General features: G+C 67.2%; 17 protein-coding genes. 6 read left to right on the forward strand and 11 right to left on the reverse strand.

All coding sequences use genetic code 11. The annotated features are described in order from the left end of the window. The first annotated feature begins 17 nt into the window (after positions 1-17). The gene (locus tag IM697_RS38785; protein ID WP_228044339.1) at positions 18-1,691 is read left to right on the forward strand and encodes a chitinase; all 1,674 of its coding nucleotides are present in this window, start codon (positions 18-20) and stop codon (positions 1,689-1,691) included. Between the two features lie 446 nt (positions 1,692-2,137). On the opposite strand, the gene IM697_RS38790 is transcribed toward IM697_RS38785, so the two are convergent. The 7 genes from IM697_RS38790 to IM697_RS38820 all read right to left on the reverse strand — a co-directional run bounded on the left by IM697_RS38790 (position 2,138) and on the right by IM697_RS38820 (position 15,269). Then, positions 2,138-2,575, reverse strand: a complete 438-nt coding sequence (locus IM697_RS38790) for an SMI1/KNR4 family protein (RefSeq protein WP_194041360.1) — start codon at positions 2,573-2,575, stop codon at positions 2,138-2,140. Positions 2,576-2,777: 202 nt separating this feature from the next. After that, positions 2,778-3,110 (reverse strand): hypothetical protein, encoded by a 333-nt coding sequence (locus tag IM697_RS38795; RefSeq protein WP_194041362.1) that lies wholly within the window; start codon positions 3,108-3,110, stop codon positions 2,778-2,780. A 119-nt stretch (positions 3,111-3,229) separates the two neighbouring features. After that, on the reverse strand, positions 3,230-3,724 hold the full coding sequence (locus tag IM697_RS38800; RefSeq protein ID WP_194041364.1) for an SMI1/KNR4 family protein: 495 nt from the start codon (positions 3,722-3,724) through the stop codon (positions 3,230-3,232). Then, positions 3,721-10,248 carry an HNH/ENDO VII family nuclease gene (locus IM697_RS38805; RefSeq protein WP_194041366.1) on the reverse strand — a complete coding sequence of 2,176 codons (6,528 nt, stop codon included), beginning with the start codon at positions 10,246-10,248 and terminating at the stop codon, positions 3,721-3,723. The genes IM697_RS38800 and IM697_RS38805 overlap by 4 nt, the downstream gene beginning before the upstream one ends. 125 nt (positions 10,249-10,373) lie before the next feature. Then, on the reverse strand, positions 10,374-13,880 hold the full coding sequence (locus IM697_RS38810) for a laminin G domain-containing protein (protein ID WP_194041368.1): 3,507 nt from the start codon (positions 13,878-13,880) through the stop codon (positions 10,374-10,376). A 333-nt stretch (positions 13,881-14,213) separates the two neighbouring features. After that, on the reverse strand, positions 14,214-14,387 hold the full coding sequence (locus IM697_RS38815; protein ID WP_194041370.1) for a DUF397 domain-containing protein: 174 nt from the start codon (positions 14,385-14,387) through the stop codon (positions 14,214-14,216). 3 nt (positions 14,388-14,390) lie between these two features. Beyond that, complete coding sequence (locus IM697_RS38820; protein ID WP_228044340.1) at positions 14,391-15,269, reverse strand: helix-turn-helix domain-containing protein; 879 nt, start codon at positions 15,267-15,269, stop codon at positions 14,391-14,393. A 161-nt stretch (positions 15,270-15,430) separates the two neighbouring features. On the opposite strand from IM697_RS38820, the gene IM697_RS38825 reads away from it, so the two are divergent. The 3 genes from IM697_RS38825 to IM697_RS38835 all read left to right on the forward strand — a co-directional run bounded on the left by IM697_RS38825 (position 15,431) and on the right by IM697_RS38835 (position 16,552). Continuing rightward, on the forward strand, positions 15,431-15,892 hold the full coding sequence (locus IM697_RS38825; protein WP_194041372.1) for an ATP-binding protein: 462 nt from the start codon (positions 15,431-15,433) through the stop codon (positions 15,890-15,892). Between the two features lie 62 nt (positions 15,893-15,954). Then, positions 15,955-16,308: a hypothetical protein gene (locus tag IM697_RS38830; RefSeq protein ID WP_194041374.1), complete on the forward strand. Its 354-nt coding sequence runs from the start codon at positions 15,955-15,957 to the stop codon at positions 16,306-16,308. Next, on the forward strand, positions 16,301-16,552 hold the full coding sequence (locus IM697_RS38835; RefSeq protein ID WP_194041376.1) for a hypothetical protein: 252 nt from the start codon (positions 16,301-16,303) through the stop codon (positions 16,550-16,552). The genes IM697_RS38830 and IM697_RS38835 overlap by 8 nt, the downstream gene beginning before the upstream one ends. Before the next feature lie 18 nt (positions 16,553-16,570). On the opposite strand, the gene IM697_RS38840 is transcribed toward IM697_RS38835, so the two are convergent. Then, positions 16,571-16,993, reverse strand: coding sequence for a hypothetical protein (locus tag IM697_RS38840; protein ID WP_194041378.1), 423 nt, complete (start codon positions 16,991-16,993; stop codon positions 16,571-16,573). Between the two features lie 154 nt (positions 16,994-17,147). Between IM697_RS38840 and IM697_RS38845 the strand changes: the two genes are divergently transcribed. After that, positions 17,148-17,654 (forward strand): SigE family RNA polymerase sigma factor, encoded by a 507-nt coding sequence (locus IM697_RS38845; RefSeq protein ID WP_194041380.1) that lies wholly within the window; start codon positions 17,148-17,150, stop codon positions 17,652-17,654. Between the two features lie 63 nt (positions 17,655-17,717). Next, on the forward strand, positions 17,718-18,965 hold the full coding sequence (locus tag IM697_RS38850) for a hypothetical protein (RefSeq protein ID WP_194041382.1): 1,248 nt from the start codon (positions 17,718-17,720) through the stop codon (positions 18,963-18,965). Between the two features lie 16 nt (positions 18,966-18,981). On the opposite strand, the gene IM697_RS38855 is transcribed toward IM697_RS38850, so the two are convergent. The 3 genes from IM697_RS38855 to IM697_RS45620 form a co-directional block, all read right to left on the reverse strand. After that, on the reverse strand, positions 18,982-20,304 hold the full coding sequence (locus IM697_RS38855) for an Nramp family divalent metal transporter (protein ID WP_194041384.1): 1,323 nt from the start codon (positions 20,302-20,304) through the stop codon (positions 18,982-18,984). A gap of 5 nt (positions 20,305-20,309) precedes the next feature. Next, entirely contained in the window at positions 20,310-20,768 is a 459-nt protein-coding gene (locus tag IM697_RS38860) for an ATP-binding protein (protein ID WP_194041387.1), read from the reverse strand. An 89-nt stretch (positions 20,769-20,857) separates the two neighbouring features. Next, on the reverse strand, positions 20,858-21,772 hold the full coding sequence (locus IM697_RS45620) for an MEDS domain-containing protein (RefSeq protein WP_194041389.1): 915 nt from the start codon (positions 21,770-21,772) through the stop codon (positions 20,858-20,860). Positions 21,773-21,812 lie beyond the last annotated feature (40 nt).

Consider the following 21,812-nt stretch of genomic DNA (forward strand, 5'->3'; position numbering starts at 1 on the left):
CCAGCATGCCTCTTGTCATGTCCATACGCAGCGGATTCCGGGTGGTCGCGGTCACCGCGGCCCTGGCTCTCGCCCTCCTCCCCGCGGGCCACGCCTCCGCCGCGGACGTCAACAACGCCAAGAACGCCGGCTTCGAGTCCGGCCTGACCAACTGGACCTGCTCCGCGAACAGCGGCACGACCGTCTCCTCCCCGGTGCACGGCGGCGCCACCGCCCTGAAGGCGACCCCGGCCGGCCAGGACAACGCCCGCTGCACCCAGACGGTTGCCGTCCGCCCCGGCTCGACGTACACCCTGAGCGCCTGGGTCCAGGGCGGCTACACCTACCTGGGCGTGACGGGCACCGGCACCACCGACGTGTCGACCTGGACGCCCGACTCGTCGTCCTGGAAGCAGCTCTCGACCACCTTCACCACCGGCGCCTCGACGACCTCCGTGACGGTGTACACGCACGGCTGGTACGGACAGGCGGCGTACTACGCGGACGACCTGTCGGTGTACGGCCCCGACGGCGGAGGCACCGACCCGTCCCCCACGATCCCCGGCACCCCGAGCGGCCTGTCCGTGTCCGCCACGACCTCGACCTCCGTCTCCCTGGCCTGGAACACGGTCTCGGGCGCGAGCGGCTACAACGTCTACCGCAACGGCACGAAGGTGACCGCGGTGACCGGCACCTCCGCGACCGTGACCGGGCTCGCGGCCTCGACGTCGTACTCCTTCCAGGTCACGGCGACCAACGCGGCCGGTGAGTCACCGAAGTCGGCGGCGGTGACGGGCACGACCACGGCGACCCCGGCGGGCCCGTCCCTGCCCAAGCACGCGGTGACCGGCTACTGGCAGAACTTCGACAACGGAGCCACCGTCCAGAAGCTCGCCGACGTTCAGTCCCAGTACGACATCATCGCCGTCGCCTTCGCGGACGCGACCTCGACGCCGGGCGCGGTGACCTTCAACCTGGACTCGGCCGGTCTCGGCGGCTACACGGTCGACCAGTTCAAGGCCGACATCAGGGCCAAGCAGGCCGCCGGGAAGAAGGTCATCGTCTCGGTGGGCGGCGAGCGCGGCACGGTGACGGTGAACGACTCGGCGTCGGCGACGAACTTCGCGAACTCCGTGTACTCCCTGATGCAGACGTACGGCTTCGACGGCGTCGACATCGACCTGGAGAACGGCCTCAACGCGACGTACATGACGCAGGCGCTCCGCTCCCTGTCGGCGAAGGCCGGCTCGTCGCTCGTCCTGACGATGGCACCGCAGACGATCGACATGCAGTCGACGTCGAACGCCTACTTCCAGACCGCGCTGAACGTGAAGGACATCCTCACGGTCGTCAACATGCAGTACTACAACAGCGGATCGATGCTGGGCTGCGACGGCAAGGTCTACAGCCAGGGCTCGGTGGACTTCCTGACCGCCCTGGCCTGCATCCAACTGGAGGGCGGCCTGGCTCCGTCGCAAGTGGGGCTGGGGTTGCCGGCTTCGACGCGGGCTGCCGGCAGCGGGTACGTGGCCCCGTCGGTCGTCAACAGCGCCCTGGACTGCCTCACCAAGGGCACGGGCTGCGGCTCCTTCAAGCCCTCGCGGACCTATCCGGACCTGCGCGGCGCGATGACCTGGTCGACGAACTGGGACGCGACGGCGGGCAACGCGTGGTCGAACGCGGTGGGGCCGCATGTGCACGGGCTGCCGTAGACGCAGATGAAGCATTTGGGAAATCGCCCCTGCTCACGGTTGGTTACATGGGCAGGGGCGAGCGTGCACGTGAGTGGGCCGTCGGGCTCAACTGCCTTGATGAACGAAGACAGGGAGCCAGGGTCTGCCTGTTGAGTTCGCTCACCACGTCGATCACAGCAATCTCTGTAGAGCCAGCCACAATTGCTGAACATCGTCGTCAGCGCTCCACCCTCTCAGCTCGCAAGCTTCGAGCAGAGACCGCCCACCCGCGCGGCGTCAGATGAAAAATCGCCAACGTCCACACCAAACGAAGCGAAGTCCGGAACTCCCTTCATTACCAGATGGATCCCCGGAGCAGCGGGACACATGTCAACCGAGATGGGCCCATCAAAGAACATCACTTGGGCCCATCTTTCCACCCGTAGCTTCATTCGCAGACTACGCAAGAGCCAGGTTGCACGATTCTAAATTGAATACCATCCCTCGCCGCCAGCAGAAAGATATCGCGTGACGAAATCTCGCAAGCCATTGGCAACCCAACATCTGCTGTCATTTTCATGCTGCCACACGAAGATATCCCTACAAGGAGGAGAAACGATGAACGCAAAAAGATCGCCACTGCCGCTATCACCGAAGAACAGCAGCGAATCAAACGGCATGTAGAGTTGACGAAATTCGACAGTTCCTCTCATCTCCCGATTCCTCCGCACAATCTCACCGACCGGCCAGATGAAATCGCAGCCAAATCCATCGGAAACGCCGTCGGATTCAAACAGGAAAGATTTCAACTCTTCAGGAATGGGTTGACCAAGAGAAGATTCTGCCGAACAAAGGATTTCGCCGTCAGCAGGATTCGAGAAATCGAATTCGGTAGATAGGGATGCAATAAGTTCACGCCACACTGCAAGCTTTCTCCCACCTTGCGGGCCAGCTATTACACTCCGGGACGCACAACAGCAAGAACCCGACCAGCAGGCGCAATCAAACGAAGGCCGATTACAGGGCCTCGATACGCTGCCGTCAACGACTACCGTCAACAGCCTCTGATGTCCCACCGACAAGAGCTGACGAATTCACATATGTACGGATTCCTGGATTCAGCGGCTAATTCTGCGTACGGATTGGCTTTAACGAACTCGGCAGCCCAGCAATCCAGACCGTCACATCGTAAGAGAGACCGGATGGTGAATCACCAATCACCACCCGATGCTCGCCTCGACTGGCGCAGCGATAGACGGTCTCGAACTCGCCACTATCGAGCAATGATATCGAAACATACCAGTCGACAGAAGCCAGTACCGGCTCCACAACGAAGGATCCATTATCGCGCAGGTTGAGTTCGCCAATGAACTCAAAGATCAAGTCCTCGGATGGATTGTCGTAACGGTCTCTGCGTTCATTTTCGATGAAGAAGTAAGCGCCGCCGAGAACAGACACTCAATCCTCTTTGCAGATTTCAACGTTTCAGAGCGGCATCCCGCCAGGCGGGCAAGCCCTCTATCAGAAGCCTCACCAGAAAGGCCTGGCGAGGCTTCCCGCTCCCGCGAATCTGAGCTTCAACCAGATTCTCGCCAGCGCGCCACAGCTCGCTGACAAAGATCAAAGGCGAAAGAGCCAAAATTTCTTCCAAGCCTCTCCATGCCCTCGCGGTCCGAGACTCCTGGATTCCACACGAGGACCGGATACTCGCCTTCCGGATCCGCCTGCGATGCATCTAGAACAACCAGTCCACCCATTCCGTCGAACATCGTAACAATCAGATCAGACGGCATTCCATACTGGCTGCGAGCATCCAGGGTTTCCGCTACGGAGCCCAACAGCTTCTGCCCCATAGCGGGCGTCTGGTACACACCGAGAAATTCTTCGCCGGCGACATCCCAGGTCCCGAACTCTTCGATCAGACGACGGTACGAGAGGGGGAACTCGACGCCTAGATCACGCTCGGCTGCGGTCATTGTCTCTGCGTCACAGCCCTCGGCATGGTTCGCGATGTCATCGTTCTCATGGACCAGCTCGATCAGCCGTTCGCTTGCCTCAACAGCGTTCATCATCCACCAAATCCTGCCGCTCTGTCCTTCCAATACTGAGTTTTCCACTCGTTGAAGGCACCTCGATCGATCCCGCTGGGGATCTTGGTACCTGCCTTCCAGTGCAGTTGATTATAGTTCCCGAAGTGCATCGAGTGCGTCACCTCGGCAACCGGACCCTTCTGTGTCTGGAGCATGTGATGAAGATTCATCGGCTTGTCATCCGGGCCCATCGGGGCCAGGCCCTGCTTCATTCTCTTGAGATTGCTTCGACCGTACTTGTCGGCAGATGAAACATACCCAGGATCCACAAGGTCATCTCTCTGATAAATGCGCTGACCTTTGTAGTCGGTTCGAGACCAGCGCGTAAGAGCAGTCGTGTTGGCTTTCGGCTTTGTGGTCGTAGGCTTGTGGGAGAAGATTGCGGCGATAGCGCTGGGAACGAGGTAGGCATCGCTCCCCGGGTCGTAGCCTTGTTCAGCTGCCCATGCGTCGAACTGCTCCCCATAATCGCATCCCGGAGTTCCCGCCCCTCCGTTCAGGCAGTCGTCATCGAAGGGCCACGCGAAATACTCGGCCAAGTAAGGGAAGTTCGAGACGAGACCGAAGATGAGATTCCCGACCGGTCCTGGGTCTGAGGGGCCGGGGTTGTAGTTGCATGAGCCGATGCCGTCTTTTCGAGAGCAGGTGTCGTTGACGTTGCCGGTGCTGTCTGTCTCGGCGGTGCCAGTCAGGGCGTCCCCGATGTGTGCCGTGCTGTTGGTCTTGTCGCGCTCGGGGTGGTACACCGAGTCGCTGTCCGGGACGCCGTTGTTGCAGCCGGTAATCACTCCGCTGTGGCATTCGGGGACGCCCATGCCGCTCGGGTCAGAGAGGCTGACGGGGTTGTTGTGGGCGTAGCTGTAGCCGTTGAGACTCTGGGGTTTGTCGGTTTCCAGCAGGGGGTCGACGCTGATGAACTGGCCGAGGGTGGGGTCGTATTGGCGGGCGCCGATGTGGGTGAGGCCGGTTACGGTGTCGCGGGTTTTGCCGAGGAAGGCCTTGTCGTCGGGCCAGGTGGTGGTGTCGCCGATGGGCTGGCCGCGGTCGGCGCCGAAGGGGGTGGCGAAGCGTTTGGTGTAGGCCTGGGCCGTGTCCGGGCCGATGGCCAGGGTGGATGTGTTGTGGTGGTCGCCGGCCAGGTAGGTGAGTTTGTTGGTGCCGGATTTGTTCGAGCGGACAGCGGCGGTGATGCCGCCTGCGGCGTAGTGGCGCTGGGCCCAGGTGGTGCCGTCGGCGCGCAGGTGGAGTTCCGTGGCGCCCGCGTACAGGACGCGCTCACCGCCGGTGGTGGCGCGGATCAGCAGCTGGCCGTCGGCGCCGTACAGGTAGTCGGTGGCCTTGCCCGCTTCGGTGAGCTTGGCCAGCCTGCCCTCGGCCGACCAGCTGAGGTCCTGTGTGCCGGAGGTGCCGGGCCGTTTGGTGGTGTTGCCGGTGGTGTCGTAGGTGTAGGAACGCTGGGGGCTGGCGCAGTCGGACTCGGTGGTGGTGCCGGTCAGGGTGTGCGGCTGTGCGGCGTTGCTGTAGCAGTAGGTCGTCTTCGTATTGCCGCTGCTCTTGTGGAGCGTTTCGCTGGTGCGCTGGCCGGCGTCGTTGTAGGTGTAGCCCGTCCAGTACGGGGCCGGGCCCGACAGGGCGGAGGCGCTGCGTGTGTCCGAGCAGTTCTGCGAGGTGGGGGTCCAGGCCTCGGTCAGGCGCTGGTGGCCGTCGTAGGCGAAGCACTGCGTCTCCGCCGCACTGGTACCGCCCAGCGTGGTCGGGTCGGAGATGGAGGTGACGTTCCCGGACTGGTCGTAGCCGTAGTTGAGGTCCTGCAGCATGTACGGGTGCGTCTGGTCCGTGACATGGCTACGCGTCAGGCGTCCTGTGCCCTCCTCGAAACGGTTCGTGACGTAGAAGCTCTTGTTGCCGCTGCCGCCCGTGCCCAGCGTGAGCTGCTGCGGTTGGGCGAGGGCCGAGTAGGAGACGTCGCGCAGGTAGCCCGTCGATCCGCCGATCGAGGTCAGGTTGCCCAGGCCGTCGTAGGTGAAGCCGATGATCTCCGAGGGCAGGCCGCCCATCGCGGGCTGGCGGTCGAACTGCTGGGTGCCGTCGATGTTGTAGTACGTCTCATAGGCCAGCGTCGATGGCTCGCCTGCCTGCACGAACGGGTCGCTGTCCGGGAGCTGGAGCTGGGTGCTGGTGGCTCGATCCAAGCTGTCGTAGGCGGTGACGGTCTGGGTGTAGGCCTGGCCTGTCTTGCCGCCTACGTAGCGGGTGGAGGAGGTGGGCTGGCCCTTGAGGAGTGTGTCGTAGGTGTAGCCGGTCTGCTGGTTGGCGTCCGTCTTCGAGCCTGTCCAGGTGCCCGTGGCGCGGCCCAGTTCGTCGTACGCAGTCAGGATCGACTTGCCGCGGGAGTCTGTGGACTTGATGACCTGGTCGAGGGCGTTGTACTCGGTGGTCGTCGTGCCCTTGTCCGGGTCGTCGGTGCTGGTCTGCCGGCCGAACAGGTCGTAGCCGTAGGTCCACTTGGCGCCGTCGGGGCTCGTGATGGACTTCTGCTGGCCGTCCAGGGCGTACGTGAACCTGGTGGCCGCGAATGAGGCGCCGGGGCCGGTGCCGAAGTCGGCATCGGCCGGGCTTTCGCCCGCGTACTCGCGGGACTCCGTCGTCCGCCCCCGTACGTCGGTGATCGTGCGCTTGGCCGCGCCGCCCTGAAGTGCGGTCGTGGCCACGGAGTCGCCGGTGTAGCTGGTGCTGGTGGACCACTTCTTGACGCCGTAGACATACAGGGTGCTGGACGTCGCACGTCCCGCCCCGTCGAAGACGGTCTGCGTCTGGGTCGGCGCCTCGCCGTACTCGGCACGCGTGTACGTGCCGTTGGGCGTGCTGGTGGTGTCGAAGATGTCGGCGTACGTCTCGTAGGCGAGACCGCGGGTGTCGTAGCGCGTGTCGGTCAGCAGCCGGCCGCCCTGCGGTGTCGGCGACTGGGTCTGCAGCGGGCGCAGGAGGGCGTCGTAGAGCGCGTAGCTGGTGTTGTAGGTGTCGCCGTCCTTCTTCAGGGTGGAGGTCGACACCCAGGACGGCTTGGTGCTGTCCAGGTGGTAGGCGAACTTGGTGTTCGGCGCCTGGCTGCCGCGGACCCGGTTCGGCAGCCACACCTCGGTCAGGCGGCCGAGCGCGTCGTAGTTCAGCTCGGTCTTCTTGAGGTTGATGTCGTAGCTGCGCAAGGTCAGACCGCGGCGCGGGTCGAGGAAGCTGACCGACCTGTACTGCTTGGGATCGGTGGTGATGGTCTTGGTCAGCGGGCCCGCCTCGGCGGGGGTGTACGCCGTGGACGTGGTGTTCCCTGCCGTGTCCGCAACGCTCAGCGGGCGGCCGAGCACGTCGTAGGTCGTCGCGGTGACTTTCTGCCACCCCGTCGGCATGCGATCGCCGTTGAGGTCCGCGGTGGTCGCGTAGCCGGTAGCACGACCGGTCCAGGTCGCCTCGCCCTTACTGGGCTTCTGGGCGGCCGACCAGCCTGTGGCCGTCGCGTTGTCGTAGGCGACAGCGGTGTCGGAAAGCACGTCTCCACGGGTGGCCGAGGTGGCGGGCAGGGACAGCGACGTGTCCACCGTCGCGCAGGTGCGGGCCACGGTGCGGGTACGGGAGACCAGGCTGGTGATGCCCAGGTCGGTGTTGCGGGCGTACCAGGTGCGGGTGCACGTCTCGTCGCCGCCCAGTCCGCGCTGCCCGTAGTCGTCGTAGCTGCTGACCATGCCCAGCGTGTCGTAGCGGGCCGTGGACACATGGGTGCGCCAGCTCGCGGAGCCGGTGAGATAGGTGCTGGTGTAGGTCGTGGTGTTGCGGACCCACTGGGCGATGTGGTCGGCGGCGTCAGGAACCGTCTGCGTCGCCGTCTGGCCGTAGGTGTAGCTCTTGAAGACACTGCTGATGGGTTGGCTGCCGTTGTACGTGACCTGCTGGCGCAGCACACCCTTCCAGCGGTCACTGTCAGAGGCGGCGCCGAAGTCCACGTCCGTGTCGAGCAGCGGGGCGACGGTCACGGACTTGGTGGTGCCGTCCTTGTTCCTGTCCCCGTGCATGCCCTGCATGTACAGCGAGACCGTCTTGGAGCGAGTCACCGCCGTCGCGCCGGTCCACGCGGTGACCTTCCGGTAGCCGCGCCAGTCCGACCATGTCCGCTCGTCCTTCGGCGTGAACGGGTCGTCGTTGTAGTGCCAGGCCGCGCCGCTGTAGGCATAGGCGTGCTCGACCGCTTCGTTGTTCGCGGCCGGGTCGGAAGCCAACACGGCGAGTACCCGGTACTTGTGGAACCAGTCGACGGACGCGTTCTCAGCACCGTTGATATGCCAGTACTGCGGGTAGCAGGAACGGGTGTTGGTGTCCTCGGCCGCCCCGATGACCTGGCTGCGCACGCACTCCGGCGACGACAGCGTCACCGTGGTGATGGCCCCGGTCTCCGAGGTGACGGTGGAGATGCGGGGACGGGTCAGCGGCAGGATGTCGTCCGTGGCGTCGACCCGGTTGGGCCGCATCTGGTACGTGAACGAGATCGGGCTGAGCGCGATGCTCGTGTCGCCCGCCTTGCCGGTGCGCTTGAGTGACTTCAGCGTCAGCACCTGGTCGGAGCTGTCGCCGATGTCTCCGCCGTCCAGGTACTGCTGGGTCAGTGACCAGGAGTCCACGGGGTCGTAGGCGTCGCTCGTGGCGTTGTACGAGTACGTGCTGATGCCGGTCACGCGCTTACGGGTAAAGAACGACGGGCCGGCCGCGTCGCACTCGGAGTCGTCCTTCGAGCAGATCGCGTCGAACGGCACGTCCGGCCAGTTGTCGGCGGTGTCCTTCGTCAGACTGGAGCAGTCGGAAGCGGTGCAGCGCTCGGCATAGCCGAAGGTGACCTTGGCGTCCGCCTTGTCGGTGAACAGGGCGCCCTTGCGCAGGCCGTACTCGATGCGGTTGAGGTACCCGCCCCGCGTGTAAGAGGCGTTCGCCGTCGTCGCCTTGTTCTTCTTGTAGTAGTTCGACTCCTTCGTGTACCAGTACGTGGCCGCGTTGCCGTGGGTGTCCTCGACATAGTCCAAGCCCCACCGCCACGCCTGGGTCACCGCCCGGTCGGCGAAAGCATCGCCGCCCGAGTAGCCAGGCTCGCCGGAGTCGTCGCCGAACACCGGTGCTGTCCAGGCGGAGTTGGTGCGCTGGGTGCCCGCACCGTCCAGCTTGTTCAGGCCGAACACGTACCTGGTGCCATCGCCGGTGATGACGGTCCAGTACTCGCCATTGTCGTCACCGTTGTCCGCCCCGGTGGAGCGCGTCACCTTCGAGGCATCGTCGTCCTCCAGGCGCCACTGGCCACTGTCGCCGTCCTTGACCAGACGGGTCGACTTGCCGTTCAGCACCAAGCGGGCGTTGTCGTACTTCCAGCACCGGTCGAAGACGTCCGCGTGACCGTCGTCGTCACAGGAGCCGTAGCTGCGTTCGATATAGGACTCGGTGAGTGTGAAGCCCTCGCCGACCGAGGTTCCCTGGTTGTTGGTCGTTGCGGTACGGCCGTCCACGCTGCCCGAGTCGTACGACAGCGACAGCGGCGGCGTGGGACCGGCCGCGGCGGGCGGCACCGTGAAGTCGTACGACCAGGTGAAGGCCCCCGAGCTGCCGCCCGCCTGCCACGCGGAGGACGCCGACAACGGCGTCGCCGAGTAGTCCCCTGCCCCCTTGGGCGACTGACCGGAGCCACCGGCTGCGGCGGTGACCGCGAGAACCGTCGCGGACGAGGTGGCGCCGTCGGCGGAGCGAAGGAGTTGCGCGGACGTGCCGTCGGCCGTCTCCGCCAGAGTCACTTTCGCCGAGACCGACTGCTGCGCGACGTCGTTGTCCGACTCCAGCGGCTGTTGCTCGCGGCATTCGCGCTTGTGCGGAGTCGTCAGCGCGCACGCGGGCAGCTGTACCAGACGCAGTCGTTGCGACCATCCGCCGCCGACGGCCGAGGCGAAGCCGCTGTAGTCGACGGTCACTTCGGCAGTACCCGCCGTGTCCGCCTCGGCAGTCAGCACGACACCCGTGATGCCCGCCTTACGGGCGGCCTTCTGGTCCAGCACGGTGATCCGCGCCTTGCCGCCCGCCACAGCCTTGTCCTTCGACGACGGGCTGACGGTGACCGGCACTCCGGCAGGCGAGGCCCTTCCCACTCTGCCGTCGGTGAGACCGAGTCTCGCTTCCCCTCGTCCGGGCCAGGCGGCCTTCTGCTCTGTCCGGGCTCGCCCCGCCTGGTTCGCGTTGGCCTTCTTGTCCCGGGCGACCTGCTGCCGCGCCTTCTTCGCGCCCGGCCCGTCGAAGGCCTTCACCTTGCTCACCCGGGACTTGGGCACGTCGGGCCGCCCCAGGCCGTCCGGCTCCCCGGCTTCGGCCACCTGCGCCAACCCCAGGGGCACCACCAGAGCCAGAGCCAGCGACTGCACCAGCAGCCGGACGGTGCGACGCCGCGCGACCTCGCGACGTCTCTTTGAGGTGCCTATGCCAAAGGCCATCGTTCTCGTCCCACCCAGTCCCGTGAAAAGAAGATCCGCAAGTCGCCCGCGGATACCCGCCGCGGCTGCTGTGTCCCGTGAGTGAGGACTGCCGTGCCAAGGGCAGTCCTCACCGCTTCCGCCCGTCAGTCGCCCACGCGCTCGCCGACCTGCTCGCTGCTGGCCATGGCCCCGGCCCAGAGGCGCACCTCCGCGACCCGGCCCGGCAGGTAGTGCCGCCATGCGCCGCCGGTGAAGCCCGTGCCGACCGCGAACTCACGCGAGCCCAGTTTCGCCGTGAATGGGCGGGCATCGTCGTTCGGGTTGGCGCCCAGATAGAGGCTGATCGTGCTCTTCTGGGCATTGAAGACGCCGGTCAACCGGACCATGCCGTCCACCAGCGCGGTCTCTTCGGAAGACACGGCACTGAACGTGCCGTCGGCGTTGAGCCGGCCGAAGCGCCAGAAACCGATGGGCACGGTCTTCTCTTCCAGCGTCTCCTCGTCCAGCACGGTCTGCTTGTCCGTCAGCTCGTACCAGAACCCCCACGCCGACCCGTCCGCCGACCGCTGGCCCACAACCTGCCCGGTGTAACCGACGTTCTTGCCCGCGAGTTTGTCCCCGTCGAGAGCGGCCAGCGTGGTGACCGTGAAGGATCCGGTGTCGTCCACCACCGGCCCCATCGTGGCGGCCGCGTCGTCCACACCGTCCAGCACGACCGCCTCACCGTCCAGCGACGCCCCGCCGACCAGGGTCAGCGACTTGCCGTAGCCCGAGGTGGTGTCCGGGATGCTGGTGCCGCTGCCCCGGTCGGCCGACCAGTCGGCGATCAGCTCCACGCCCGCGTGCTTCTCCGAGATCAGCAGCCGCGCCTCGTCGGCGATCTCCTCGTTGGTCAGAGCCCGTTGCCAGACGGCGACTTCGTCGATCTGTCCGTCGAAGTGGTCGACGTTGTTGCCGGCCCACTTCACCCGGCCGATCTGCAGCGCTCCGGTGGCGGACCACGGAGTACCCGCGTCGGTCTCAGACTGCAGAACGCCGTTCACAAACAGGCGGACCTTGTTGGCACCGGCGTCGAAAGTGCCCGCTACATGGGTCCAGACGCCCTTTGCCCCGGGTCCCTTCGCCCGCGCCTTGTTCCACGTGTAGGAGGATTCGGTCTTGGAGAGCATGCGCAGACTCCAGTCCCCGAGTCCGTCGGCGTCGTACGACAGGTAGAACGGGCTGTAGCTGCCTCCGTCCTGACTCAGGACGGTCGCGGTTCCGGTGGCGTCCGGGTCCACTCGTACCCAGGCCGACACCGTGTACGACGACCGGGTCTCCAGCACCGCGGCGCCCGTGGCCGCATGCCCCGTACCCCCGTCGAGCACGAGCCCCTTGTCCGTGACCGGCGCTGTCAGGGCGGCGCCGGTGGAATCGTGCGTCATCAGACCCCGGCGCCCACGGCTGTCCCGCGCGGCACCGCCACTCAGGGTCAGGTCGTCCTTGCCGTCCCCGGTAGCCGCGTCCAGCGCCACGCCGCTGGCCTCACCGAAGTGGTAGTGGGCCACTGGCCCCGCTCCCGCCGCCACCAGGAAGTCCACCGCGTTCCACGCGCCGGGGCGACCCAGGTTGTCCTTGGCCCGCACCCACAACGTGTGGGTGCCCGCATCTTGCGGCGTCACCGAAACGTTCGCCGTCGCGCCGCTCACCGTCGGCCAGGTGGACATACCCGAGAGGCCGTACTGGTACGAGACGACGTTGCTGTCACCGGTGTAGGGGGAAAAGCTGAAGGTGCCTTTCACGCCTGGTCCGCCGCCTGCTTGGCAGTCGTTGGGAGTGCACTCTTTGTACGGGGTACCTGTGGTGATCTTTGGAGCCTTCGGCGCGGACAGATCGACCTTGAAGTAGCACCAGCCGGTGGTGGAAGCGTTGGATGGTCCCGCCACGTAGCTGTTGCCGTCGTTGTAGTAGGAGCGGACCCAAGCCCGGTATCGGTACAGGGTTCCCTCGGTCAGGGTCGACCAGAGAAGGTTCAGCTCCGTGTTGTCGCCGACGTAGCCGGTGGAGGGCCGCAGGTCGCCGTTGCCCGCCGGGGTGTCCGCCCACGTGCCGTCACTCTTCTTGTTGTCGACGTCGAAGTACACGCGCAACTGCGCATCCTTCTCACCGCCCGGCTTGGTCTGCGCCGTCGCGGTCAGCCTCGGCTCGGACACGATCGCCGGGTCACTCTCGGAGTTCTCGCACACCGCGCTGTTCCCGGCGACCAGCCCGACCCCGGACGGCTTGTCCGGCAGCCCGACGAAATCCACGGCCAGCACCGCGTCATTCTTGAACCGCTTCCACGCCGACGTGTCCGACTCGTCGTGCGCCTTGATCATCAGTGTGAGCCGGGCGAACTTGCCCGCCGCGAAGTCCCGCACCGTCGGCGTCAGATTCTCGTTCGACTCGTCCGGGTTGTCATTGAACTCGATCGGCGCATCCGGCGAGTCCGGATCACACAGCGAGCCCCGCCCGGCGGACACATGCCGGTCCACCATCAGGTCCAGATGCTTGGGGCGCGACGACCAGGTGGTGGACGAGGAGATGTTGCTCGTCCGCACCAGGTCCACCCAGCGCGGATCGCACTGGAACGCCCACGGCTCGGTCACCCGGAACGTGGCGTCCAGCACCTTCTTGCCCGTCAGGCTGGCTGGGGAGAACTCGAAGTACAGGCGCTGCACATAGCCGGGACCGCAGTAGTAGCCGTTCCAGGTCCCGCACTTGCCGGCGCCCTTGCCGGTGTCGTCGGACCCGTTGCCCCAGCCGTACGACTCGTAGCCGTCACTGCGCAGCAGGGTCCGCTCCGACTCGCCCCATGTCACGGTCGGATCGATGAACAGCGGAAACGCCGACTCCGGCGTCGTCGACAGCATCTCCGCGTCCGGTACGACCGTCAGCGAGTCCTTGGTGATATCCACGTCCATACGGGCCACCGCATCGCCCTGCCCCGGTTCCAGACCGGAACCCGAGGGGGCCGACTCCGAGGGATCGGACGGCTCGGTCACCGTCGTGGAGTCGGCTTCTGCCGTGGACATTGATTTCGCCGCCGCCAACTGTGTCTGCGTCCCAGACGCAGCCTCGGCCTCTCCCGCCGAGTCCCACATCTGTGCGGGCGGCGCCTTGAACACCGTACGGCCGTCGCCGTCGACCGCCGCGAGGTTACCGGCCTGGCCTTCGTGGACCCGCAGCCCGTCGGACCGGAGTCCGAAGGTGAGTTTCTTCAACTCGGAGCTCGCGGCGGCCTCGGGAGTCCTCACCACGAAGACCGGCTGGAAGCTCTGGGGCGTAGCGGTCACTCTCAGATCCACGCCGGGCAGCACATCGGCGTAGAGGGCGCTGGTTCCGTCCAGTTGCGGAGCCGGCAGCGTGCCCGGCCAGTCGAGTTCAAGAGCGTTCCCGCGATCGGCGATCCGGGCCAGGGGCGTCTCCTTCCCGCCGCCCGAGAAGGACATTTCCACTGCGGCCGCCTTCGGAGCCACGGATCCGTCGGAACGTTTCACCAGGGCTGCGTCGGGAGCCTGCCATCCGCCGTCGGGCTTGGTGACACGTACCGGGACCGCCGACTCCTCGAGAGTGAAGGTGTAGCCGTCGGGGTTGGCGTAGACGGAGGTCCGCTCGGTGCGTTCCCCCATCACCTCCACGCGTTGGCCGGACTCCTGCGCGTCCGCAAGTGCCCGCTGTCCCTCCGCCAGAGACGTTTCGTCAGCAGCAGCGGCTCGCACCCGGATCAGCGGACAGCACAGGCAGAGCGGCGAGTAGCGCTGCCGCGGTGGTCACGCTGATCAGACGCCGACCCGGTCTACCGCCGTCGCCGTCGGCACGGCGACGCCCCCTCAACCTCACAAGCCCACCCCTGAGTCACCGTCAAGTTGCCACGTGTGTCCGCACGAAACGGAGCGGAGTAAACCGTGCACGAGGTGCAAGTGAAAGTGAAGGTCTTGTGATCACAATGTGATCCCAGGGGGTCAGCTCAGCGCTGCCGTGAACTCGACCCAGGCCTGCGAGGTGAGACGGAGTATCGGGCCGTTGGAGTTCTTGGAGTCGCGTACGGCCACGGTGGTGGGGATGTTACGGGCGACTTCGACGCATTCGCCGCCCGAGCTGCTGTAGCTGGACTTCACGAAGTGAAACTCGGGCACGGATCAGATCTCCTGGCGAATACGGTCAATGAGCAGGACTGCGTCGTGTTGCGCGAGGCTGAGACGAGCGGTTCGGTCGAAGAACGTGCTGTACGTGGCGCTTTCGGCCTCGTTCTCCACCCACACCGTAGACGCGATGGAGTCCACATGGACCACATCCACGGCCTCCGTCTCTGCGAACGAGATGATGCTGAACGGGCCGGTAATGCATGGATGGCCGCCGGTCCGGAACGGCAGTACCTGGAGGCGGACGTTGGGCAACTGCGCCACCTTCAACAACTGCTCAAGCTGGGCACGCATCACCTCGGGACCGCCCACCAACTGCCGTAGGGCCGCCTCCCAGATGACGGCGTACACCTGGAGGGGATGCTCGCCTCGCAGGCGTTCCTGGCGGCGCATGCGCACCTCGACGATGCGATCGATGTCGTCGGGATCCTCCCACACGCCATCACTGACAGCCAGGGACCGCGCGTACTCGGCTGTCTGGAACAGGCCTGGAATCAGGGACAGTTGCCAGGTGCGGACGCGATGGGCAACGTCCTCCATGGCAATGTACTCGGCGAGAGCGCCCGCATTGGGCGAGTGCTGCCACCACCCCTTGGCCTTGCGTCGCTCCCGGTCCAGCTTTGCCAACTCCAGTAGACGAGCGACGGCCTTGCGGTCGCCCAAGCCGTAGAACTCACACAGCACACGGATGTCCGGGTCCCGCATCGGCACCCAGCCCCGCTCCATCTTCACGATCTTTGAGTTGGTCGCGTTGATGACGTCGGCGGCCTGCTGTTGCGTCACGTCCGCGGCGTCGCGTAGGCGCAACAGTTCAGCACCGAGCCTGCGGCCCAGGACAGTTGAGGTCCGATTGCCCAGTTGTGCGTTAGGAGTCACGGATCAAGTCTCCCTTGAACCAACGCAGCAAGTCATCCGATGGAGACAATTGTCTCTGAATCACTTGCACCCAAGACGCACGGCTCATTACTGTCGGTGCACAACCACCCACCCGGCGAAGTCATCCGGCTGCGTCGACCGCACAGGGAGGTGCGTGCCTCATGCCCGAACCCCACTCCTCGACCGACCCCGTCCACCACGAAGACCAGCTCGACTACACGCCCGTCCCACGCAGCGTCTCCCTTGCCCGTCACCGCACGACCCGACTGGTCACCGCGTGGGGATATCCACACCTCGCCTACGACGCCGCTCTGGTCGTCTCCGAGCTGATGACCAAGGCCCTGCTGCACGGCAGCCTGCGAGATCGGCTCATCCGGCTGCGGATCAGCACCACGGCCGCCGCCCTTCGCGTCGACGTCAGCGACCCCCGCGCCGAGCGCCTGCCATGCCCGCGAGACGCGACGGGCGAGGATCAGTTCGGGCGCGGGCTAACGCTGGTCGGCGCACTTGCGGAGGACTGGGGTGCGGGGCCACGCATCGGGGTGGGCAAGACGGTCTGGGCGGAGTGGGGCCTCGCGCTCACCCTCTGCGGCAGCGATCCGGTCGCGCGCGCGAAGGAGTGACGGGAATGGCGCTAGCGTGGGCACGTGCCGGTTTTGTGCTCGACAAGCGGAAGGGGCGGCCAATGACCATGCCGTACGAGGACGGGAACGCTCCGCTCATTCCGCGGCCTGAGCTGTCGCTGCCGGCGCTCCGACAGGCCGTGGCCACGGTCGCCCCCTCCCGCCTGCCCGAGTTCTTCGAGGACCTGCAGAAGGCCTTCGTACGTGCCGGGGACGAGGACAGCGTCGTACCGATCCGGATGTTCTACCGGCAGTGGGGGGTCGTGGTGGAGATCGAGCGTCACCCCGAGACCGCGCGCCGTCTGCACGCCGCCGAGCAGGCCGTCAACGACCCGGATCCGGCCGTGCGGGAGCGCGCTATCCGCGAGGCCGGGGAGATCGTGCGCGCGGCGCACCGCGAGGTCGCCGGTGGCTGACTGGCACTGGGAGCTGTTCCAGGACGACCTGCTGGACGGGCTCCCGGATGAGGCCCGTTTCGAGACCGAGCGGCTGGCCAATGAGATCGCGGTGCGCGAATCCATGGTCTTTCTGGAGGGCGCCGCCTTCACCGGGACCGGCCCCGGCATGCGCACCGAGAGCCGGGGGCTGCTCATGCTCACCTATCTGACGGATGTGCGTGGGGAGCGCATCGTGGTCGTGCAGGTGAGCTGGTTCGGCTGAGGCACGGTGTGCTCGGCCTCACCCCGCCGGCCGGTAATGGCCGAGCACCCAGGCAAGCTGCGCGAACCACTCCCGCAGCCGTGCCCGGGGCTTGGCCTCCACCCCGCACTCGTAGAACCGGCCGTCCATGTGGACCACGGCCACCATCAGGGCCCTGCCGTCGGGGCTCGCCTTGTAGTGGACGCCGCGGATCTCCGGCCAGCGGAACTCCAGGGTGTGGCCGGACAGCTCGAAGACGACGCCGGACGCGTCGACGACGACCGCGTTGCGCTTGTCGACGGCCAGGAACTCCGGGCCGGCCGGCACCGGCTGGGGCGGGGCCGGGGCGTACGCGGGCTGCGCGGGGGCGTACGGAGGTTGCGCTGGGGCGTTGGAGGGCGCGTACTGCGGTGGGGGTGGGCCGAAGCCCGGACCGGGTGGGGGTGGCGGCTGCTCGGTCATCCGTCGGGTCCTGGGTCCTGTTCCTCGTGCTCGCGGTGAACTTCTCGGTGTTGTGGTGAAACATTCTCCCTGCCCCGCCGCATCAGTGAAGTGAGGGCCTCAGAGGACCTCATCGGCGGCCGGCAGGTCGGCGCACAGCACCAGGGGGGAACGCATGAGACAGGCCCGCGCGGACGACTACGCGCAGTTCGCGGTGGCCAGAGCCGGGCATCTGTACCGGTCGGCCTGTCTGCTGACCGCCGGGGACACGCATCTCGCCGAGGACCTGGTGCAGGAGACGCTGGGCCGGCTGTACGTCCACTGGGGGCGGGTCTCCCGGGTGGAGAACCCCGCCGGGTACGCGCAGACCGTGCTCACCCGGGCCTTCCTCGCCCATCAGCGGCGGCGCAGCAGCACCGAGCGGGCCACGGACGCGCTGCCGGACCGGGCGGCCGAGGGCGGTGACGTGTCGCTGCGGCTGACCCTGCTCCAGGCGCTCGCCCGGCTGCCCGCCAAGGACCGGGCCGTGGTCGTCCTGCGCTACTGGGAGGACCGGTCCGTCGAGGAGACCGCCGCCGTGCTGAACGCCAGCTCCGCGGCCGTACGCACCCGGTGCACCCGCGCGCTCGGGCGGCTGCGCGAGTCGCTCGGCGAGGAACTGGGGGAGTACGCCGCCTCCTGACGCCACGCCTCTGCCCCTGACGACTTCTGTACGAACCCGACCTTGACGAACGGCGGTTTTGCCATGCCTGTGGAACACGACGAGGACCACTTCCAGGACCATTTCGAGGGGCGGCTCGGTCACGCCCTGCACAACGTCGGCGACCGCTTCGACGCCGACCGGGCCGCACTCGCCGCCGCCGGCCAGGCCCGCGGGCGCCGACTGCGGCTCAGGCGCCGGGCCGCCATGGCCGGGGGCGCCGCCGGGATCGCGCTGGTCGGTGTGGGCGGTGCGCTGCTGGTGCCCTGGGGCGGCACGTCCGGCACCAGTGTGGCCCAGCAGCCGTCCGCCACCCACGCCCCCGCTCCCGTCACCGGTGACCAGCTCATCAGCGCGCTGGAAGAGCTGCTGCCGCCGGGCAAGGTCAGCGAGCAAGCGGCGCAGGGCAGCACCGAGGACGCGATGGTGCCGCCGTTCGCGCGCCTCGTGTACGACGACGGCAAGGGGGCCGCGGCCATCGCTGTGTCCATGGAGCGGGTGCGGCCGGGGAGCGAGAGCGCCCGGGAGTGGACCAACTGCCCGGACAAAGCCCTTGTCCCGTACGACAACTGCGAGGTCGAGCGCACGTCCGACGGCTCCGTGATCATGAACTTCCAGGGCTACGCGTATCCGGACCGGCGCGTGGACACCAAGCACTGGTACGCCTCCCTCCTCACCGCCGAGGGCCACCACGTCACGATCAGCGAGTGGAACGCCGCGGCGGAGAAGGACGCGTCCATCACCCGGGAGGAACCGCCGCTGCGACCTGAGCTCATGAAGGCGATCATCACCAAGGGCCCGTGGCGGGATGCCATCGACGCGATCGCGGAGGATCCGAAGGCTCCGACGGCCGCGCCGAGCGACGCCCCCGCCGAGCCGACCACCAAGGCGATCCTGGACACCCTGGTGCCGCTCCTGCCCAAGGACGCCGAGGTCGTCGAGCAGGGCCGCGACCACTCCTACGTCGTCCTGGACGACGGCAAGGGCCTCAGCTACGCCCAGATCAACGTCCAGCACGGCATGGACGACGTGGCGGACGAGCTGTTCGGAGACGACTCCGAGACCCTGCCGGACGGTACCCGGGTCCGCTTCCGGGACAGCGACGGCGACAAGGGTGTGGCGGGCTCCGTGATGTGGACCGTCGACACCCTGCGCACCGACGGCTTCCGGGTCGTGGTCAGCGCCTGCAACGCCGGGACCCAGCGCGACGCCCCCACCCGCGAGAAGCCCGCCCTGAGCGAGAAGCAGCTCCGCGAGATCGCCCTCAGCCCGCAGTGGGACCGATTCCGCTAGGGAGCACCGGCCACGGTCAGAAGAAGTCCGACCACTGCTGGTCCCAGATCTGCTTCACGCACAGCACCAGGAACAGCAGCCCGGCGATGGCGAGCATCGCGTTGCTCACCGGCCCGTTGCGCCATTCCCTCGGGGTGTGCGAGGAGTTGAGGAGCCAGATCAGGGTGCCGGCGAGGAACGGCAGGAAGGCCGCGCCCAGGACGCCGTAGACGATGATCAGGCGGAAGGGCTCGCCCTGGAAGAGCAGCACGATGGGCGGGAAGGTCAGCCACAGCAGGTAGGCGCGGAACGGCCAGGACCGTTCGCGGGCGCCGGAGGCGACCTTCTCGCCCTTCTGCTCGCCCTCGCCGCGGAAGCGTGCGACGAAGTCCGCGAACATCAGGCTCACGCCGTGCCAGACGCCGATCAGGGAGGAGTAGGAGGTGGCGAAGAAGCCGATCAGGAAGAACTTGGCCGTCACCGTGCCGTACTCGGCCTCCAGGATGTCGCCGAGCTGGAGCATGCCCTTGTCGCCGCCGGCGAGGGCGATGTTCGCCGAGTGCAGCAGCTCCGCGCCGACGAACAGCATCGCGATGACGAAGACACCGGTGGTGGCGTAGGCGACCCGGTTGTCGAGCCGCATGACCTTCATCCAGCCGGTGTTCGTCCAGCCCTTGGCGTTGACCCAGTAGCCGTACGCGGCGAGCGTGATGGTGCCGCCGACGCCGCCGATCAGTCCGAGGGTGTTGAGGATGGAGTCCTTCTCGTCGGGCAGGACCGGCAGCAGGCCGGCGAAGGCGTCGCCGAGGTTCGGCGTGACGCGGATCGCGAGATACACCGTCACCACGAACATGACGCCGACCAGGACCGTCATGACCTTCTCGAAGATCGCGTACTGGTTGAACCAGACGAAGACCAGGCCCAGCAGACCGCAGCCGATGGCCCACCATTCCAGGTCCATCACGTTCGGGAACAGCGCCTGCAGCGGAAGCGCGCTGGACGACATCGCCGCGGCCCCGTAGACGAAGCCCCAGACCACCGCGTAGACGGCGAAGAACCAGGTGGTCCAGCGGCCGAGGCCGGCCCAGCCGTCGAACAGGGTGCGGCCGGTGGACAGATGCCAGCGTCCGGCCGCCTCGGCGAGGGAGATCTTCACCAGGCACCCGATGATCGCGGCCCAGAGCAGCGTGTACCCGAAGTTGCTGCCCGCGATGAGGGTGGCGACGAGGTCACCGGCCCCGACACCGGTAGCGGCGACGACGATGCCGGGACCGAGGTAGCGCCAACGGGATGTGCCGGGTGGGGGGTTGTTGCCGGAGGAGGCCTCAGTGGACGTGGGGTTTCCTGTGGTGTCCGCCATGCAGATCAAGAAAGCGCAATGACCGGGAACCGACAAGAGGGCGGGACGCACTCGCAGGTACCGAGCTCGAACCACACGGTCTTGCCCGGCCCTTCCCGATGGCAGCCCCAGCGCCGGGCCAGCGTGTCCACCAGGAACATCCCTCTGCCGTTCTCCGCGTCGGACGCGTCCAGGACCGTCGGAACGCGACTGCCGCCGTCCCGGACCTCGCAGCGCAGGATCCCGTGCGCGGCGAAGAGGGTGAGCCGGAAGCGGCTTTCCGAGTGCAGCAGGGCGTTGGTGGCCAGCTCGCTCACCAGTAACTCGGCCACGTCCACCACGTCGTCGTGGTCCGCGAGCCCCCATCCCTCCAGGTGCCGGCGGACCTCCGCGCGGGCCTCGCCGACCGCGGAGGGACGGGGGTCGTACTCGACGCTCAGATGGCCTGCCCCCAGGGGCGGCTGGGGATATGAGCCGTGCAGCATGGGTCCAGGGTGACGGGTGCGCGGGTACGGCCGCATGGGGAGGAATACCCGATTCCATACCTGCGCCCGGGACCGTGCCGCCGACCGTGCTACCCGTACTGGAGCCGTACGCTCGACCCGTCCCCCTCGGCGCGCACATCGACGTAAGCACACACCTGCCGGGCGAACCACAGCCCCTGCCCGGGCTCCAGTTCGGCACTCGGCGGCGGTACGAAGCCCGCCAGCGGGTCGTCCACGCGGCGCGCGACGCGCAGTTCGCAGACGCAGGCCGGGGCCTCGCCCCACAGCAGGGCACCGTCGAGCGGGCCGAGCGCGGCGGCCGCCTCGGTGACGGCCGTGGCGAACAGCTCCGCGTCCGCTGCGGACAGCCCCTGGACGGTGGCCCAGGTGCGCACGGCGTCGGCGGTGGGGGCCGGCCCGGGAAGCCGCTCGGCGTCGGCGGGCGACGGCGGCAGCGGTACGGCGTCGAGTTCGGCGGCGAGCCGGACCGGGTCCTCGTACACGCCGGTGTCGGGGTGGGCCCGGCGGGCGGCGGCCACGATGGCGGGCCCGGCGACGCGGGTGTCGTAGGCGCACAGGGCGGTCGTGGCGAGCGGGGCGAAGAGGAGGTTGGCGAGGGCCTCGTAGCGGATCCACTCGGCGGTCTCACGCGGCGAGCGGCCCGCGCGCCCCGCCCAGACGGGTTCCATCAGCAGATGGACACGGCCGCCGGGCCCGGCGTTGGCGGCGAGATAACCGGCGCCCTGGGCGATGGCGTTGGCGGCGGAGCCGGTGTACCAGTCGGTGTGCGGGACGAGGCCGACGTCCTTCGCGTCGGGGCCGAGGGCGTCGCGCAGGAGGTCGAGGTTGCCGGGGGCGGCGATGGCCACGGGCGGGGGTTCGGCGGGGGCGGCGAGGGCTTCGGTGAGGAAGGGGAGGGCGGCGGCGAGGAACTCCTCGTCGGTGCGGAAGACCGCCATGCGGTGGTCGAAGTGGCGCTGCGGCGGGGCGGGTCGGGTGGTCATGGGGTGGGTGCTCTCCTCGGGGTGCGTCGGTGATGGGGAG

The sequence above is a fragment of the Streptomyces ferrugineus genome, assembly GCF_015160855.1.
GTDB lineage: Bacteria > Actinomycetota > Actinomycetes > Streptomycetales > Streptomycetaceae > Streptomyces > Streptomyces ferrugineus.

Bases quoted from the DNA above. Each gene is read 5' to 3' on its own strand.
- IM697_RS38850 (WP_194041382.1), top strand. From the start codon at position 17,718: ATGCCTGTGGAACACGACGAGGACCACTTCCAGGACCATTTCGAGGGG.
- IM697_RS38845 (WP_194041380.1), top strand. From the start codon at position 17,148: ATGAGACAGGCCCGCGCGGACGACTACGCGCAGTTCGCGGTGGCCAGA.
- IM697_RS38855 (WP_194041384.1), bottom strand. From the start codon at position 20,304: ATGGCGGACACCACAGGAAACCCCACGTCCACTGAGGCCTCCTCCGGC.
- IM697_RS38800 (WP_194041364.1), bottom strand. From the start codon at position 3,724: ATGATGAACGCTGTTGAGGCAAGCGAACGGCTGATCGAGCTGGTCCAT.
- IM697_RS38840 (WP_194041378.1), bottom strand. From the start codon at position 16,993: ATGACCGAGCAGCCGCCACCCCCACCCGGTCCGGGCTTCGGCCCACCC.
- IM697_RS38860 (WP_194041387.1), bottom strand. From the start codon at position 20,768: ATGCTGCACGGCTCATATCCCCAGCCGCCCCTGGGGGCAGGCCATCTG.
- IM697_RS38825 (WP_194041372.1), top strand. From the start codon at position 15,431: ATGCCCGAACCCCACTCCTCGACCGACCCCGTCCACCACGAAGACCAG.
- IM697_RS38810 (WP_194041368.1), bottom strand. From the start codon at position 13,880: ATGGGGGAACGCACCGAGCGGACCTCCGTCTACGCCAACCCCGACGGC.
- IM697_RS38830 (WP_194041374.1), top strand. From the start codon at position 15,955: ATGACCATGCCGTACGAGGACGGGAACGCTCCGCTCATTCCGCGGCCT.
- IM697_RS38785 (WP_228044339.1), top strand. From the start codon at position 18: ATGTCCATACGCAGCGGATTCCGGGTGGTCGCGGTCACCGCGGCCCTG.
- IM697_RS38805 (WP_194041366.1), bottom strand. From the start codon at position 10,248: ATGGCCTTTGGCATAGGCACCTCAAAGAGACGTCGCGAGGTCGCGCGG.
- IM697_RS45620 (WP_194041389.1), bottom strand. From the start codon at position 21,772: ATGACCACCCGACCCGCCCCGCCGCAGCGCCACTTCGACCACCGCATG.